12 protein-coding genes are annotated in these 16,957 nt (G+C 60.6%); 1 reads left to right on the top strand and 11 read right to left on the bottom strand.

All coding sequences use genetic code 11. The features are described 5' to 3' along the window. Positions 1-130: 130 nt before the first annotated feature. Positions 131-397 (bottom strand): hypothetical protein, encoded by a 267-nt coding sequence (locus QD461_RS11780; protein ID WP_414087926.1) that lies wholly within the window; start codon positions 395-397, stop codon positions 131-133. A gap of 248 nt (positions 398-645) precedes the next feature. Beyond that, complete coding sequence (locus QD461_RS11775; protein WP_414087925.1) at positions 646-1,107, bottom strand: Lrp/AsnC family transcriptional regulator; 462 nt, start codon at positions 1,105-1,107, stop codon at positions 646-648. Between the two features lie 184 nt (positions 1,108-1,291). Here QD461_RS11775 and putA point away from each other — a divergent pair, with 184 nt between their 5' ends. After that, the gene (putA, locus tag QD461_RS11770; protein ID WP_414087924.1) at positions 1,292-4,996 is read left to right on the top strand and encodes a trifunctional transcriptional regulator/proline dehydrogenase/L-glutamate gamma-semialdehyde dehydrogenase; all 3,705 of its coding nucleotides are present in this window, start codon (positions 1,292-1,294) and stop codon (positions 4,994-4,996) included. Positions 4,997-5,095: 99 nt separating this feature from the next. Here the strand turns inward: putA and QD461_RS11765 are convergent, their stop codons facing one another. The 9 genes from QD461_RS11765 to murQ form a co-directional block, all read right to left on the bottom strand. After that, positions 5,096-7,366: an FdhF/YdeP family oxidoreductase gene (locus tag QD461_RS11765; protein ID WP_414087923.1), complete on the bottom strand. Its 2,271-nt coding sequence runs from the start codon at positions 7,364-7,366 to the stop codon at positions 5,096-5,098. A 117-nt stretch (positions 7,367-7,483) separates the two neighbouring features. After that, positions 7,484-8,434, bottom strand: coding sequence for a lytic transglycosylase domain-containing protein (locus QD461_RS11760; RefSeq protein WP_414087922.1), 951 nt, complete (start codon positions 8,432-8,434; stop codon positions 7,484-7,486). Between the two features lie 109 nt (positions 8,435-8,543). Further along, positions 8,544-9,659: an anhydro-N-acetylmuramic acid kinase gene (locus tag QD461_RS11755; protein ID WP_414087921.1), complete on the bottom strand. Its 1,116-nt coding sequence runs from the start codon at positions 9,657-9,659 to the stop codon at positions 8,544-8,546. A gap of 10 nt (positions 9,660-9,669) precedes the next feature. Further along, positions 9,670-10,686, bottom strand: a complete 1,017-nt coding sequence (locus tag QD461_RS11750) for a serine hydrolase domain-containing protein (protein ID WP_414087920.1) — start codon at positions 10,684-10,686, stop codon at positions 9,670-9,672. A 21-nt stretch (positions 10,687-10,707) separates the two neighbouring features. After that, positions 10,708-12,447 carry a dipeptide ABC transporter ATP-binding protein gene (locus tag QD461_RS11745; protein WP_414087919.1) on the bottom strand — a complete coding sequence of 580 codons (1,740 nt, stop codon included), beginning with the start codon at positions 12,445-12,447 and terminating at the stop codon, positions 10,708-10,710. Further along, positions 12,444-13,283 carry an ABC transporter permease gene (locus QD461_RS11740; protein WP_414087918.1) on the bottom strand — a complete coding sequence of 280 codons (840 nt, stop codon included), beginning with the start codon at positions 13,281-13,283 and terminating at the stop codon, positions 12,444-12,446. Before QD461_RS11740 ends, QD461_RS11745 begins: the two co-directional genes overlap by 4 nt. Continuing rightward, on the bottom strand, positions 13,283-14,242 hold the full coding sequence (locus QD461_RS11735) for an ABC transporter permease (protein ID WP_414087917.1): 960 nt from the start codon (positions 14,240-14,242) through the stop codon (positions 13,283-13,285). The genes QD461_RS11740 and QD461_RS11735 overlap by 1 nt, the downstream gene beginning before the upstream one ends. 129 nt (positions 14,243-14,371) lie before the next feature. Beyond that, entirely contained in the window at positions 14,372-15,892 is a 1,521-nt protein-coding gene (locus QD461_RS11730) for an ABC transporter substrate-binding protein (protein WP_414087916.1), read from the bottom strand. A 76-nt stretch (positions 15,893-15,968) separates the two neighbouring features. Continuing rightward, positions 15,969-16,892 (bottom strand): N-acetylmuramic acid 6-phosphate etherase, encoded by a 924-nt coding sequence (gene murQ, locus QD461_RS11725; protein WP_414087915.1) that lies wholly within the window; start codon positions 16,890-16,892, stop codon positions 15,969-15,971. Positions 16,893-16,957: the final 65 nt, after the last annotated feature.

Here is a 16,957-nt window from a genome sequence, read left to right as displayed (position 1 = left end):
CCACCGGAATCGGTGGAAATCATCATTACCGAGATTTCGAAGGATGCTTGGGCAACGGCGGGCAAGCTGAAATCGGATAGCTGAGCCAATTCGACAAAGCCATTCCTGCCTGACGGTCCGAACGCGGCCGTCAGGCAGGATCTGTCGCCAAATCCTGACGTCCCCACGCCTCGGCCCAATCCATCAACCGGGCCAGCTCCTGCTTGAGGGAATGCGAGTGAAGGATATCGGTGGCGTGATCAATATTGATGCGGGGATTGTAGAAGACCTCGATCTCCTCGCCGCTTTCCCGCCTTGCCGCTTCGAGGCGGATCTTTACATCCTCTACCTCGGCCTTGACAGCAAAGTACCGCTTCATAACCTCAACAAGGTCGCGGTCGCGTGCGTTCATTTCCATGCATACTCCACCTTACTAATTTTAGCCCTCGGCAATGATCCGATTCGGATGGCGAAATCTAGATCAACGTCTCGGTGACAGGATGGGGTATCGTCGAACGAGGCCAAATTGCCCCCCTGTTCGAAATGGCCTAGCAAAAGCTATTCAGCGCGCATCGCGATCCCCAAGATACGCTTGTTGCGCCTTAAGTCCTGGGTTTTACGCGTGCCGTCGCAGCAGAACCGCTCTACAGTCTTGCGCGACGTGCTCTAAGACCAGTTTTCCTTCACCGACTGCATCACCACATTCGTGGAGGTGCTAGCGACGAAAGGCAGGCTGGAGATCTTCTCTCCCAGGACGATGCGATAGCGCCGGATATCAGAGGTGCGCACCTTCAAGAGATAGTCGAAACGTCCGGCAATCATGTGACATTCCTCAATCTCCTTGATCTTCTTGATGGCATTGTTGAAGCTGAGCAAAGCTTCCTCGCGCGTGTCCGTCAGCTTCACTTCCGCAAAGGCGACATGGTCGAGCCCGAGCTTGATCGGATTGAGTACGGCCTTGAAGCCGTCAATATATCCGGAATCGATGAGCTTTTTCAGCCGTGCCTGGCAAGGTGTCTTGGAAAGACCGACTCGTTCGGAGAGCTCGGTGATAGACATGCGGCCATCCTCGACCAGCGCATCGAGGATCTTTTGATCGAATTGGTCAATTTCACTGGGTTTGATCATCTGCGTAGGCATTCCTATTTGAAATAAAGCAATTTGAAGTTCAATATGACTGGAAAGCCGCAGTTTCAAGGCGGAACGCTTTCCCGGAATGAAGTATGTTCTCGTCGAAGCAACGGGGAGGACCGGGAAGGGCGAAATCATCGCGCCTGCCTGGTTATCGGGACCCTTGCATTTTGAGGTTATCATGACTGTCTCTGCCCAGCTCGCCACCGAAGAACCAGCTCCAGACGCTGCCCCATTTTCGCAATTCGCACCGCCGATCCAACACCAGAGCCCGCTTCGCAAGGCGATAACCGCAGCCTATCGGCGCCCTGAGACCGAGTGCCTGCCCATGCTGGTCGAGGCCGCCACTCTGCCAGACGCTGTTCGCGAGGCTGCGAAGAAGACTGCAAAGACGCTGATCGAGGCACTGCGCGCCAAGCACAAGGGTGACGGCGTCGAAGGGCTGGTGCAGGAATACTCGCTTTCGAGCCAGGAAGGCGTCGCGCTCATGTGCCTTGCCGAGGCCTTGCTGCGCATCCCCGACACCGCAACCCGTGACGCGCTGATCCGCGACAAGATCGCCGGCGGTGATTGGAAGTCGCATCTGGGCGGCGGTCGCTCGATGTTCGTCAATGCGGCGACGTGGGGCCTGGTCGTCACCGGCAAGCTGACATCGACTGTCAACGAAAGCGGCCTTTCCGCCTCGTTGACCCGACTGATCGCGCGCTGCGGCGAGCCGGTTATCCGTCGCGGTGTCGACATGGCCATGCGCATGATGGGCGAGCAGTTCGTCACCGGCGAAACGATCGACGAGGCGCTTAAGCGCGCCCGCTCGCTCGAGGCAAAGGGCTTCCGTTATTCCTACGACATGCTCGGCGAAGCAGCGACCACGCATGCGGACGCCGAACGTTACTACCGCGACTACGAGACCGCCATTCATGCAATCGGCAAGGCGTCTGCCGGCCGCGGCATCTACGAAGGCCCCGGCATCTCGATCAAGCTCTCCGCGCTACACCCCCGCTATTCGCGCTCGCAGGTCGACCGCGTCATGGGCGAACTCCTGCCGAAGGTGAAGGCGCTCGCCCTGATTTCCAAGCAGTATAATATCGGCCTCAACATCGATGCCGAAGAGGCCGACCGGCTGGAATTGTCGCTCGACCTGCTGGAAGCGCTTTGCCTCGATCCGGAGCTTGCCGGCTGGGATGGCATCGGCTTCGTCGTGCAGGCCTATGGCAAGCGTTGCCCCTTCGTCCTCGATTTCATCATCGATCTTGCCCGCCGCTCCGGTCACCGCCTGATGGTGCGTCTCGTCAAGGGCGCCTATTGGGACGCCGAGATCAAGCGCGCGCAGCTGGACGGCCTGGAAGGCTTCCCCGTCTACACCCGCAAGATCTACACCGACGTTTCCTATGTGGCCTGCGCCAAGAAACTGCTCTCAGCAACCGACGTCATCTTCCCGCAATTTGCCACCCACAACGCCCAGACATTGGCGACGATCTACCAGATGGCCGGCAGCGATTTTTCGGTCGGCAAGTATGAGTTCCAATGCCTGCACGGCATGGGTGAACCCCTCTATGAAGAGGTCGTCGGCACCAAGAACCTGGACCGTCCGTGCCGCATTTACGCGCCAGTCGGCACCCATGAAACGCTGCTTGCCTATCTCGTCCGCCGCCTGCTGGAAAACGGTGCCAACTCGTCCTTCGTCAACAAGATTGCCGATCCCGCCGTTTCCGTCGTAGATTTGATCGCCGATCCGGTCGAGGTGGTGCGCGCCATGCCCGTGATGGGCGTTCAGCATGACAAGATTTCTCTTCCCGCCGACCTGTTCGAGGGCAAGCGACAGAATTCCGCCGGCATCGACTTGTCGAACGAAATGGCCCTCGCCGATCTTTCCGGCCAGCTGCACGCCTCCGCCGCCAAAGGCTGGATCGCCAAGCCGCTGCTTGCCGATGGTTCTGAGCGTGGCGAGACGCGCCCTATTCTCAACCCCGCAGACCATTCTGACGTCGTCGGCCAGGTTGCAGAGCTCGATCCCAATGATGCGGCCGAGGTGATGCGCCTTGCCGCAAACGCCACGGCATCGTGGGCATCCGTCAGCCCGGATGCGCGCGCGACGATCCTCGAACGTGCCGCTGACATGATGCAGGGCGAGATGCCCTTGCTCGTCGGCTTGACGATCCGCGAAGCGGGCAAATCGGCCGCCAACGCCGTCGGCGAAGTCCGCGAAGCCATCGACTTCCTGCGTTATTATGCCGCCCAAGCCCGCAAAGTACTGTCGACGGACAGCATCCCTCTCGGCCCGGTCGTTTGCATCAGCCCGTGGAACTTCCCGCTGGCGATCTTCACCGGTCAGGTTGCCGCAGCGCTCGTCGCAGGCAACCCAGTCGTCGCCAAGCCGGCCGGCAACACGCCGCTGATCGCAGCCCAGGGCGTTCGCATCCTGCATGAGGCCGGTATCCCGCACGACGTCCTCCAGTTCGCGCCGGGCAGCGGCAGAATGGGTGCGGCGCTCGTTGGTTCGCCTGAAACCGCCGGCGTCATGTTTACCGGCTCGACGGAAGTTGCCCGCCTGATCCAGGCGCAGCTTGCCGAACGCCTGTCGAAATACGGCAAACCGATCCCGCTGATCGCCGAAACCGGTGGCCAGAACGGCATGATCGTCGACTCATCGGCTCTCGCCGAGCAGGTGGTCGGCGACGTTATCGCCTCCGCCTTCGATAGCGCCGGACAGCGCTGCTCTGCACTGCGCGTGCTCTGCCTGCAGGAAGAAGTGGCCGACCGTACGCTGACCATGTTGCGCGGCGCACTTCGCGAACTTTCAGTCGGCCGCACCGACAAGCTCGCCATCGATATCGGACCTGTTATCGACGACAACGCCAAGCGTGGCATCGATGAGCACATCGAACGCATGCGCAAGCTCGGCTGCTCCGTGGAACAGCTCGACCTCCCCGCCAGCGCGGCAAAGGGCACATTCGTCGCCCCCACCATCATCGAGCTGAAGAAGCTGAGCGACCTCAAGCGCGAAGTCTTCGGCCCCGTGCTCCATATCATCCGCTACAAGCGCAAGGGGCTCGACAAGCTGATCAACGACGTCAACGCATCCGGCTATGGCCTGACGTTCGGTCTGCATACCCGGCTTGACGATACGATTGCCCATGTCACCAGCCGCGTGAAGGCGGGTAACCTCTACGTCAACCGCAACATCATCGGCGCCGTTGTCGGCGTTCAGCCCTTCGGCGGCCGCGGCCTCTCAGGCACCGGCCCCAAGGCGGGCGGCCCGATGTATCTGCGCCGCCTCGTCGTCTCCTCAACGGAACCGTTGCGCGATGCAAGCGTTCAGACCGATACGGCTGCGCAGCAATATCTCAACTGGCTCGACCATAACGGTGCCGCCGGGGCTGCCAAGCAGGCCAAGGCGCTTGCCGGTCAGTCGTCCCTAGGCTTCAACGTCGAGCTTCCAGGCCCGGTCGGTGAACTGAACCTTTATGCCCTGCATCCACGTGGGCGAATCCTGCTCGTCCCGCAGACGGTACTCGGCCTGCAGGTCCAGCTCGCAGCCGCTCTCGCGACAGGCAACTCGATCACCATCGACGCCGCCTCGGGTTTGCAGAACGAGCTTCGGAACCTGCCGTCCACGGTTGCGAGCCGCATTTCCTGGTCGAAGGACTGGGCGGCCGACGGACCGTTCGCGGGCGCCCTCATCGAAGGGGATGCCGACAGAGTCAAGCAGAGCATCAAGGCGATCGCTGCGCTTCCCGGCCCGTTGGTCCTCACGCAAGCAGCCTCAAGCGATGAGATCGTCAACAAGACCGATGCCTATTGCCTCAACTGGCTGCTGGAAGAAGTGACCACATCGATCAACACGGCGGCTGCCGGGGGCAATGCCAGCCTGATGACCATCGGATAATACCAAGCATAGTCCCAAAGAGACGTGCCGGCCGGGCGAGTACCGCCCCGGCCGGCAACTTCCTAAGCATCTCTGCGACGACCCTGTCGTCGTATCAGATCATGCCGCCTTGTTGATGCGCACCGGAATGGACTTGTAAGACGGCGTGCCGCTTTCCTTGTCCTGATAGTCGATTGGGATCAGACAATTGGCTTCGGGGTAATAGGCCGCAACCGAGCCCTCCGAAATATCGTAGGAAATCGCCGTCAGCTGCAACAGCCGCTTCGCCCCGGAAGGCAGCGCCGTTTCGATCTCGACAAGATCACCATGCTCCAATCCATTGGCGCGCAGATCCTTGTCGTTCATGAACAGCACGTCACGGCGGCCGAAGACACCGCGATAGCGGTCGTCGAGGCCGTAGATCGTGGTATTGTACTGATCGTGGCTACGAATGGTCGCAAGTTTGAGGATGCTGCTGTCCGAAAGCAGGATATCTTCGTTGAGGCCCGAGAATAGTTTGAACTCGGCCTTGCCCGAAGCAGTATGCCAGATGCGTTCCGTCGGCCCAAGCGGCAGGCGAAAGCCGCCAGGTACGCGGATACGTTCGTTATAATTCGCGAAATCGGGATAGACGATTTCGATCTTGTCACGGATCAGATCGTAATCGGCCACAAGTTCCATCCAGCCGACCTTGCTATCGGGCAAACTCGCCTGCGCCATGGCGGCAACAATGGCTGGCTCTGAGCGCAATTCGTCTGAGGCCGGCTTCAGGCGGCCGCGCGAGGCGTGCACCATCGACATGGAGTCCTCGATCGTCACCGATTGCGCTCCGGTCGCCTGAACATCCTGCTCGGTGCGTCCAAGCACGGGAAACAGGAAAGACTCCTTGCCGGTGAGCAGGTTCGAACGATTGAGCTTTGTATTCAGATGAACGGCTAGATCGAGCTTACGCATGCCCTCGGCGCACAGCTCGGGATCTGGGAGTGCGATCGAGAAATTACCACCGAGGCAGATCAATACCTTGGAGCGCCCCTCCGCCATCGCCTGCATGGCGGCAACGGCATCATGGCCGTGATGGGCGGGAGATTTGAAGCCGAAAGCGCGGTCGATGCCCTCGATCAACGCTGCGTTCGGTTTTTCGGTGATCCCGACGGTGCGGTTGCCCTGCACGTTGGAGTGACCGCGCAGCGGGCAGATGCCGGCGCCGGGCTTGCCGAAATTTCCGCGCAACAGCAGCAGATTGGCGATCTGCTGGACGTTAGCCGTTCCCCTGGCATGCTGAGTAATGCCCATGCCGTAAGCCACGATCGTCGCCTTGGATTTGACATAGGCGGCAGCAACGCGTTCCAGATCGGCCCGAGGCAGACCCGACACGCGCTCGATGTCGGCCCATTCCGTCTGTTTGAGATCGGCAACAAGCGCCTCGAAGCCTGTCGTGTGTTCGGCGATGAAGGCATGATCGAGCACGTCTTCGGAGGTCTCGGCAAGCGCAAGAACCGCCTTCATGATGCCTTTCAGCGCTGCCGCATCACCACCGATCCTAACCTGATAGTAGGAGGAAGCGATCCGCGTCGAACCGAAGGTGCCCATTTCGATTGGATTCTGCGGATCGGCGAAGCGCTCGAGTGCCCGCTCCTTCAACGGATTGAAGACGATGATCGGAACGCCTCGCCGCGAACATTCATGCAGAGTGCCCATCATACGCGGATGGTTGGTGCCCGGATTGTGCCCCATGGAGATGATGAGATCGCATTCGTCGAAGTCGTCGAGCGATACCGTACCCTTGCCGATGCCGATTGATTGCGGCAGCCCGACACTGGTCGCCTCGTGGCACATGTTCGAGCAGTCGGGAAAATTATTGGTGCCATATTCGCGGGCGAAAATCTGGAAAAGGAATGCCGCTTCGTTAGAGGCTCGGCCCGACGTGTAGAATTCGACCATGTCCGGGTCTGGCACGCTGCGCATCACTTCGCCGATGCGGGCGAAAGCATCGTCCCAGGCGACCGGCCGATAAGTGTCGGTCGCATGATCATAGACCATCGGGTGCGTCAAACGACCGGAATTTTCGAGTTCGTAATCGCTCCATGTCAGGAGTTCGCTGACGGTATGTTCGGCGAAGAACTCCGGTGTGACGCGCTTGTTCGTCGCCTCCCAGGTGACAGCCTTGGCGCCGTTTTCGCAGAATTGGAACGTGGAAGTATGTTCCTTGTCGGGCCAGGCGCAACCTGGACAATCGAATCCTGCGGGCTTGTTCGTGCGGAAAAGAAGGCCAGGCGCCTCCGTGATGTCCATCTGCTCGCGCACCGCATTGGCGGTCGCTTTTAAGGCTCCCCAGCCGCCTGCGGGGCTGTTATAGGGACGAATACCGGGGACGTCACGCTTCTTCGCCATCACAAGCTCCTTTGGTTACCAAGACTTCCTCCCAAAGGTCGGGCTTACAAGAAATAAGCTCGTGACATTAGCGAGTAAAGCGCAATCGAGCAGCGTCGCCTTCCTGCGCCAAGAAAACTAGTTCCTGAAAACCAGGCAGGAGCCACCCTGCTGCCGAACCTGGGTACAGATGGCATCGGCCTCTTCTCGCGTCTGACGCCCTATACGTGCTGCATACCGAATTCGGCGGCCAAAATCGGCATTGCGCTGGCGAACGATCAGGGGTTTTTCCGCGTTCAGCGGCGAAGGCAGTCTTCTGATATTCGCCGCAAAGATTCGCCGGGCCACATCGGGCTGGAAATGCTCCGCCAGTTGAGCACCCCAGGGCGCCCAAGGGCGCTCCTGCTCCAAAACGACGGGCTTCAGACGCCGGGTCTCGGCGAGCGCAACGCAGGAGTCGATGAAAGATCTGCCTTTGTCGAGCACGGGAGCCGCCGAATTGGGTGGATCATCCCGCCATTCCTCGACACTGTGGGCGGTGATTGCCGTCACATAATTGCGCGTCTCATAGGGAAGCCCGCCGGAGTTCAGGAAGTTGGCGAGGCCGCCCTCGCCAGCATTGTAGGCAGCCGCCGCAAGCCCCAAATTGCCGAAACGGTTACGCAATTCATCGAGGTAGGTCGCCGCCTTGCCAAGCGCTTCGAGCGCATCGTAACTGTCGCGAACGCCACGTAGCCGCGCCGTCCCCGGCATAAACTGCGCAATCCCGCGCGCGCCTTTCGGACTTACGGCATCGGAACGAAACAGGCTTTCGCGCCAGACCAGCCGCGCCAGATAATCCGGCGGCAAATGGTTGGCGCCGGCGAAATATTCGATGGCGACGCATAGATCGCGATTGTAACTATCCTTGCGCAGACAGAGCGTCTCACCGGTCACCGTCGCCATCGGACCGGAGACACAAACCGGTGGCGCAATACTCCATTCCGGTTGCGCTCTCGCTGGACAGCAGGTCGCAACGCCTATAGCGCATGCGACCATAATGCCGGCGATGGCGCCGAGGAAATTTGTCCGATTCTGCCTGCCTGCCATCCCAGCGATATCCGTCCGAGACCAATCGATCGCAAATTCGTGGCATGTTCATAGCATCGATGCGCGGCGGCGAAAACCTGTAGCGGCGTCCGGCTTCCAAACAGAAACTCTACCCGGCGAGACGTCCGCCTCGCATCGGCACCGGAGCTCCTGTTGTTCCCGGGAAGCTGATCGGCAAGCCCCTCAGCACGCGAACTGCCAGAAATGCGAAGCATTCCGCTTCGACGGCGTCGCCCCGCCAGCCCAGCGTTTCAGCAAAAATCGGCTCGACGCCGGCGCGGCTTTGCAGCATCGACATAATCGTCGGATTGTGCCGGCCGCCACCGCTGACGACGACCTTCTTCGGCCGGCGCGGCAGAAGATCGAGCGCCTTGCCGACGGCGCCTGCTGTGAAGGCCGAAAGCGTCGCGGCACCGTCTTCTGGGGTAAGGCCATCGGCCATGGACGCACCGAAATCGAAGCGGTCCAGCGACTTCGGATAGGGAGCTGTGAGATAGGGGTGTTGCAGGAGCTGTTCGAGCCTTGCCTCGTCAACCGCGCCGGCGCGGCCGAGCGCACCGTCGCGGTCCATCTCGCCGAGACCATGAGACTTGATGAAATCGTTGAGCGGCGCGTTCGCAGGGCCGGTGTCGAAGGCGATGAACGTGTCCTCGCCATCCCACCACGTGATGTTGGCAACGCCGCCGAGATTGAGGATGGCGGTTTCGCCGGCCGCACCCGCGCCACGCAGCAACGCAGTGTGGTAGACGGCGGCAAGCGGCGCCCCCTGGCCACCAGCACGCATATCCGCCGAGCGAAAATCATAGGCAACCTTGGTGCCGAGGATGGAGTGCATCAGCTCTCCGTCGCCGAGCTGACGCGTCTGCCCCAGCCGATCCTTCTGCGGCGCCCGATGCAGTACCGTTTGCCCGTGAAAGCCGACGACGCCGATGTCGGCCATCGTCATCCCCTTGCTTTCCACCAACTCTCTTACGGCCTCGGACTGAGCTCTCGTCAGGGCCTCTTCCGCTTCCTTGAAGATCGCCGGTTCCGGGCCTTCAAAATTCCAGGTCCGTGCCTGTCGCAGCGTCTCTTCCAGCAGCGTTCTTATCCAGCCGGGATAGGGAGCGAGCACATAGGAGCCGAACTCTTCGATCCGCTCGCCATCCGTCTTCAGCATGGCGACATCGATATTGCCGTCGAGGACGGTTCCGGTCATCAGACCAACGGCCCAAATTGGTTCCATTGTGAAGCTCCTATGCAGCGTTGGCGCGATCGCTGACGGCCTGGCGAAGCGGCAGTATGCCGCTGTCGAAATGACGCGTCGGATGAATGCGGTTGGTGAGCAGGGTCCAGGCCCTGCCCTTGTCGAAATCGATCCAGAGAGCTGTCCCGGTAAATCCGGTGTGACCGATGGTTCCCGGCGAGCAGAGAGCGCCGCCATGCCAGCCATCATATGGCCGTTCCCAGCCATGCGTACGTGTGCCGGAAAGCGGCGTCCGCATCAGCACGATCGAATGCGCCGCTGCGCCGCTGCCATCGAGCAGGTCCCTGGCGAAATCGAGAACCGCTGCCGCCGTTCCGAAGAGCCCGGCATGGCCAGCACCCTGCAATGCCGAGCAATTGTCGTCGTGAACTTCGCCCGAGAGGATGCGGTGGCGCCAGGTGCAATCTTCCGTCGCCGCTGACTCGTTGGGTGCTGCGGAAAAGGCAAAGCCCGGGCCGGGGTCCATGGCGCGGATCGTCTGTCCGGTCAGGCGCTCAAGTGCAAAGCCAAGCAGGATGAAGTTAATATCGGAATAGACTGGCGGGCCGGCCCGCCATTCACGCTGCAGAATGAAGGCGCGCAGAAGGTCCGGATCTCGGCCATAGGTGTAGATCGGCTCGACGGCAGGAAAAGGCGTCTGATGGCCAAGGCATTGCCGGAAAGTCACCTTCCGCTCCCAGGCCTCGGCACTGTACTGACGCAGATCCGGCAGCAACGTCGTCAAGGGTGCATCAAGATCGATGATGCCGGCCTCCGCCAGCGCAAGGATACGCGGCGTGGTGAAAATCACCTTGGTGAGCGAAGCGAGATCGAACCATGTGTCTGTCAACATCGGCCTGACGCTCGGGATCTTCTGCGCCGAACCGATGGCACGCACGAGCCGGTTGCCGTCGAGATCGACCATGCCGAGGACGCCGCCTGGAATGCGGGCCGACGCCACCGCCTGCTCGAGCGGTGCAAAGGCCCGATCGAACCGTTCTTCAAATTGCATATACCCCCCAGCCATATCCTACTCCTCGCCGGTTGCTCAGGCTTCCGCCAGAGCCATGTGATCCGGCGCGAATTGGCGCCATTCCGGCGCCGCCGGCTCAAAGCCGATCGGCCGCACAAGCGAAGGAACCTGACGCGTGTCGAGCGTGAAGTTTTCCTTGCGGCGCGCCACTGTCGGCACCGCCGAAATCAGCCGCCTGGTATAGGAATGCCTGGGTTCCGACAAGACGGAGGCGGCATCACCGATTTCGACGATCTGCCCGGCGTAGATCACAGCAATGCGATGCGCGATCCGCTCCACGACCGCCATGTCATGCGAGATGAAGAGGTACGCGAGCCCATATTCGCGCTGAAGCTCGATCAGCAATTCCAGGACCTGGGCCTGAACGGAAACGTCGAGCGCGGACACAGCTTCGTCGAGCACCAGCACGGAAGGATTCAGCATCAAGGCGCGAGCGATGCACAGTCTTTGCCGCTGGCCGCCTGAAAACTCATGCGGGTAGCGTTCAAGGGCATTTTCCGGCAGGCCCACGCGCTTCAAGAGCATGATCATCCGTTGCCGCGTTTCGGCTGAAACGCGACCACCTTTGGCGATCACCGGTTCGGCTAGGATGTTGTCGACGCGCAGTCTCGGATTAAGCGAGGCATAGGGATTTTGAAACACCATCTGCACGGCGCTGGTGCGATCCGCAGCCTTGCCGGGATTGGTCGTGAATGTGCCGCGAGTCGACTTGACCAGCCCGAGGATCGCCCGCGCGGTAGTGGATTTGCCCGAGCCGCTCTCGCCGACGATCGCCAGCGTCTCGCCGGGCATGAGATCGAAGCCGACGCCTTCGACGGCATGGACCGCACCGGTCGAGCGACGCAGGAAGCTGCCCTTGACCGGGAAGCGAACAGTCAAGCCAGCCACTTTCAAGGCCGGCTCGGCTTGCATCTCGTCACGCTGGAAATCCGTGCGCGCAGCCTGCCCTGAGGCAAAATGCGGGACGGAATGCAGGAGATGCTGGGTATAAGGATGCGTGGGATGATCGAGGATCTGGTTGAGTTCACCTTGCTCGACCGCCTCGCCGGACTGCATCACCATGACCTTGTCGGCTATGCCAGCGACAAGGCCGATGTCGTGCGTGATGAAGATCATCGACATGCCGATCTCGCGCTTCAGCTCGGCAAGCAGGGCCATGATCTGCGCCTGGACGGTGACATCGAGCGCCGTCGTAGGCTCGTCGGCAATCAACAGGCGCGGATTGCAGGCAAGAGCGGTCGCGATCATCACGCGCTGGAGCATGCCGCCGGAAAGCTGGTTCGGGCAATAGGTCAGACGGCGCGCGGCATCGGGAATGCGCACGCGATCCAAGGCATCCTTGGCGGCTGCCTTTGCCTGGCTTCCCGTCAACCCGCGATGTAACCGGAACGATTCCTCAATCTGCGTGCCGATGGTCAGGACCGGATTGAGGGAGGTCATCGGCTCCTGGAAGATCATGCCGATCTCGCCGCCGCGGATCTTCGTCAGTACCGCTTCGCCAGCCTTGGTGAGATCCAGAATGCTGTTGTCGGCACGTTTCAGATGGATCGACCCGCCGACGATGCGGCCGCCGCCGAAATCGACGAGACGGTTGATCGACAGCGCCGTGACCGACTTGCCCGACCCACTCTCGCCGACGATTGCCAATGTCTCGCCGGCGTCGAGATCGAAGCTGACGCCGCGCACGATGGGGTTGCTCTGCGGATTGCGGCCGAAGCCGACGCGAAGATCGGAAACCGAGAGAAGCGGTGTCATACCGTAGACCTCCGCATCTTCGGATCAAGGATATCGCGCAGCGCATCACCGAGCAGGTTGAAGCCAAGAATGGAGATCATGATGGTCACGCCCGGGAAGATCAGCAGCCAGGGCGCTGTTTCCATGAGATTGCGGCTGTCGCTCAGCATCAGGCCCAATGAGGAGGCCGGCGGCTGCGTTCCCAGGCCAAGGAAGCTTAGACCAGCCTCCGTCAGCAACGACCAGGCAAGCGCCAACGTCACCTGCACGGTCAATGGTGCGACGAGATTGAGAAGAAGATGTCTGGTCAGAATGTACGAGCGGCTGCTGCCGAACGTGCGAGCCGCGTCGACGAAATCGCGCCCCTTCAATGAAAGCGCCGGACCGCGCACGACGCGGGTAAAGATGGGCGTATAGACGATCGCGATTGCAGCGACACTGGTCCAGGTGCCAGGTCCGACGATGGCGATGATCAACAGCGCCAGCAGGATCGCCGGAAAAGCGAGCAGCACATCCATAGTGCGCATGATGACGCCATCCCAGCGCTTGCCCGACCACGCGGCGGTCAAGCCGAGCAAGGTGCCGATTGCGGTTGCGACGGCCACGGAGAAGAAGGCGACCGTGAAGGATTCACCGATACCATGCATCAGCCGGCTTGCGACATCACGGCCGAAAAGGTCTGTGCCCATCCAATAGGTCGGGCTCGGAGCGTGCAGGCGGTCGATGCGGTTCTGCATCAGCGGATCATGCGGAGTTACACCGAGTGTACCGAGGATGGCTAGCACGACGTAAACGAGGACGATGATGCCGCCGATCCGGCCGCTCACATGCCCGAAAATAGCCTTGAGGATCCGCATCAGCCTTCTCCCAGCCGAACGCGCGGATCGAGCGCCACATAGGCGAGATCGACGAGCAGATTGACGATCATGAAGTTAAAGGCAATGAACAGAACACTCCCCTGCACCAGCGCATAGTCGCGCTGCAGGATAGCGTCGAGCACCATGCGCCCGAGCCCCGGCAGGGCATAGATCTGCTCGACCAGCACGGCGCCGCCGAGCAGGTAGCCGAATTCGACGCCGCTCAGCGTCACCACCGGGATCAGTGCATTCGGGAGCGCATGCCGCCAGATGACGCCGCGCGCGGGAACGCCACGGCTGCGGGCCGTGCGAACGTAATCGTCGCTCAGGACATCGAGCATGGCGGAGCGCACGACACGCGTTACGGAGGCGGCGAAGGCGAAGCCCAGCGTCAGCGCCGGCAGGATCATCTGACCGAGATTTTCAATTGGGTTCTGCCAGATTGGCGTGAAAGCGCCCATGGTCGGGAGCACGCCGAAACCAGCGGACAAAGCATAGATAAGCAGCAGGCCGAGAACGAAGTTCGGCGTCGACTGGCCGATCATGGCGACGATGCGCACGGCAAGATCAGAAAATTTTTCATTGCGCGTGGCAGCAAAGACGCCGGCCGGCAGGCCTATGGCGAGCGCAATGACCATGGAAAGCAAGGCAAGCTCGAGCGTCAGCGGAAAGCGCTCCAGAATGATGTCGAGCACCGGCTTACCATAAGTGACGGATATGCCGAGATTGCCCTGGAATACCCCGAGCAGCCAATGCCAGTATTGGACTGGCCAGGACTGGTCGATGCCGAAATAGGCGGCAAGGGCCTCCCGCTGCTCTGGTGTCAAAAGACCTGCATTCGTTCCGAGCATCGCCGTGATCGCATCGCCCGGCACCAGCCGGATGGCGACGAAGACGAAGATGGACACGCCCAGCATGATCAGCGGGAATGTCATCAGCCGACGCGTCAGATATGACATTGCAATTCCTCTAGAGCAATTCCAGCAAATGTGCGAAGCGGCTTTGCGCCCGCAACTGCTTGAAAACAAAGAGATAGGGCATTTCCGCCACTCCGTTCGAAACGGAAATGCCCTAGGTCTCGGTTGCCGTTACTTGATCGAGACCTTGCTCAGACCGAACAGCGAACCGGTCGGCGTCGGAACAAAGCCTTCAACGTTCTTCTGCTCGGCCGTATAGCCATAGGCCGTGTAGAGCCAGATCCAGGGCGAGACTTCGGCGATATGCTTTTCGAATTCGGCGAAGATTTCTTTGCGCTTGGCCGGATCGGTTTCGGCGCGGCCCTTCTGCATCAGGCTGTCGAGCGTATCGTCGATATAGTTGGCGACCTTCTGCAGGTTGCCTGATTTCGTCCAGTAGCGGTTATACATCGAGTAGGGGTCGGCACTGCCGCCGTTGAGCGCAACAGCCATGTCGAAATTGCCCTTGAGCCAGGTATCGACGTAGACGTTGAGTTCCATCACCTTGATATCAAGCTTGATGCCGATTTCAGCAAGCTGCGACTGGATGACCTGCGCTTCAGCCGTTGCGGTCGGCGGTTCGCCGGTGGCGGCGATCACCGTCGCGGTAAAGCCGTTTGCAAGGCCGGCATCGGCCATCAGCTTCTTCGCCTTGGCCACATCGCGCGTGTAGCAGAAGAGTTTGCTGGCATCGGTCGCATAAAGCGGCATCGTCAGCGGCCCGGTCACCTTGCCTTCGCCAAGCGCCGCGGTATCCATCACGTCCTTACGGTCGATGGCGCAGGAAATCGCCTGACGCACAGCCAGCTGATCCATCGGCTTGCGCGAGGGATTGAGCTGCAGAACGTTGTAGGAGAGCACCGGCGTGCGCGTCAGCTGCAGCTTCGGTTCCTTTGGCACCAATGTCGCGACGAGCGGATCATTCAACAAGGCAAAATCGGTCTGCCCGGTGCGCAGCGATGCGAGGATCGCAGTTTCATCGGGCAATACGCTGATGTTGATGCCATCGACACCGACCGTGCCGCCGGCCCAGTCCTTGTTGGCGGTCAGGACTTCCTTGGAATTCGGAACCCAGCTGTCGAGCTTGAAGGGGCCGGAGCCGATCGCCTTCGTGCCAATGGTCCCAGCGGTAATCTCGCTTGCCGGAACGACGGCGGCATTGAGGCTGGTCATTGCCGTCAAAAGCGGAACGTCGGGCTGCGACAGATTGAAGACTACAGTCGTGGCATCCGGCGTGTCGATGCTCGCGATCGACAAGAAGTTGGCGCGGGCGACAGCGCCAGTCGCCTGATCTAGGATGCGCGTGAAGGAAGCCTTCACGTCAGCCGAGGTAACAGGGGCGCCGTTCTGGAACTTGGCCTTGGCGTTGAGCTTAAAAGTCAGCTGTTTGCCATCGGGCGAAAACTGCCAGCTCTCGGCGACACCGGGCACGATCTGCAGATTGCCGTCGAGGCGAACGAGTGGCTCGTAAATCAATTCCAGCAAGCGAATGGAAGAGAAGGCGGTCTGCTTGTGCGGATCAAGCCCGGTCGCGTCCTGCGACCATGCCATGCGCAGCGTTGCCGCCTGCGCCGGCATCGCGACGGCAGCTACGCCAACGCCCATCGCCAGCACCATCCCCGAGATCAGTTTCCTTGCAAAATACCCCTTCATTCTCATCCCTCCGTTTTTAAATGTCCCCGGCCGATTTTGGCCAATTGATTGCCGTCGCGGCGAACCGCGACGTCCATTAAGCACTCTTCGCGTTGATGGCCTTGCGCAGGAATCCATCAGCGTTTTGCAATGCCACGCGGGCTTCTTCAATGCCCATTCCGGTGATTTCCATGAGAATGGCGAGCTTGACGTCGTTTCCGGTCAGGTCGAGAACGCGGCGCGCTTCCTTCTGCGAGCAACCGGTCGCCTGCATGACGATGCGCGAGGCGCGCGCCACCAGCTTCTTGTTGCTGGCGCTGACATCAACCATCAGGTTCTGATAGCTTTTGCCGATACGGATCATGCTGGCCGTCGTCAGCATATTGAGGATGAGCTTCTGTGCCGTGCCGGATTTCAAACGGGTCGAGCCCGTCAGGATTTCCGGGCCGACGACCGGCGAGATCGCCAGATCGGCGATACCGGCAATGATGGAATTGGGATTGCAGGACAACGCGACCGTGAAAGCCCCGAGGCTCTTGGCATAATTCAAACCGCCGATGACATAGGGGGTGCGACCGCTGACCGCGATGCCGACGACGACGTCGTCTTTCGTCAGCTTGACGTCCTCCAGAGCCTGACGGCCCTGCTCCGGATCATCTTCAGCACCTTCGATCGAGCGGCGCAGCGCGTCGGGACCGCCTGCGATCAGGCCGATCACCATATTCGACGGAACGCTGAAGGTCGGCGGGCATTCGGACGCATCGAGAACGCCAAGTCGACCACTGGTCCCGGCGCCCATATAGACCAGGCGCCCTCCCTTCTGGAAGGCCGCGACGATCTGGTTGACGGCAGCAGCGATGGCCGGAATGACCTTCTCGACGGCAACGGGCACCGTCTGATCTTCATAATTGATCTCACGCAGGAGATCGAAGGTCGGCAGCAGATCGATATGCATCGTGTTCGGATTGCGGCCTTCGGAAACCAACTGCTCCAGTTCGGATATCAACTTCTGCTCTGTCATGGGACTGCTCTCGAAAGTGCGTTCGATATCAATAGATCAGGGATGACAAGTCCGACCGATAAGGC

Source organism: Rhizobium sp. BR 314, from assembly GCF_047445805.1.
Taxonomy (GTDB): Bacteria; Pseudomonadota; Alphaproteobacteria; order Rhizobiales; family Rhizobiaceae; genus Rhizobium; species Rhizobium lusitanum_B.
Note: the sequence above shows the minus strand (reverse complement) of the source record. Positions and strands in the feature narration are given on the sequence as shown.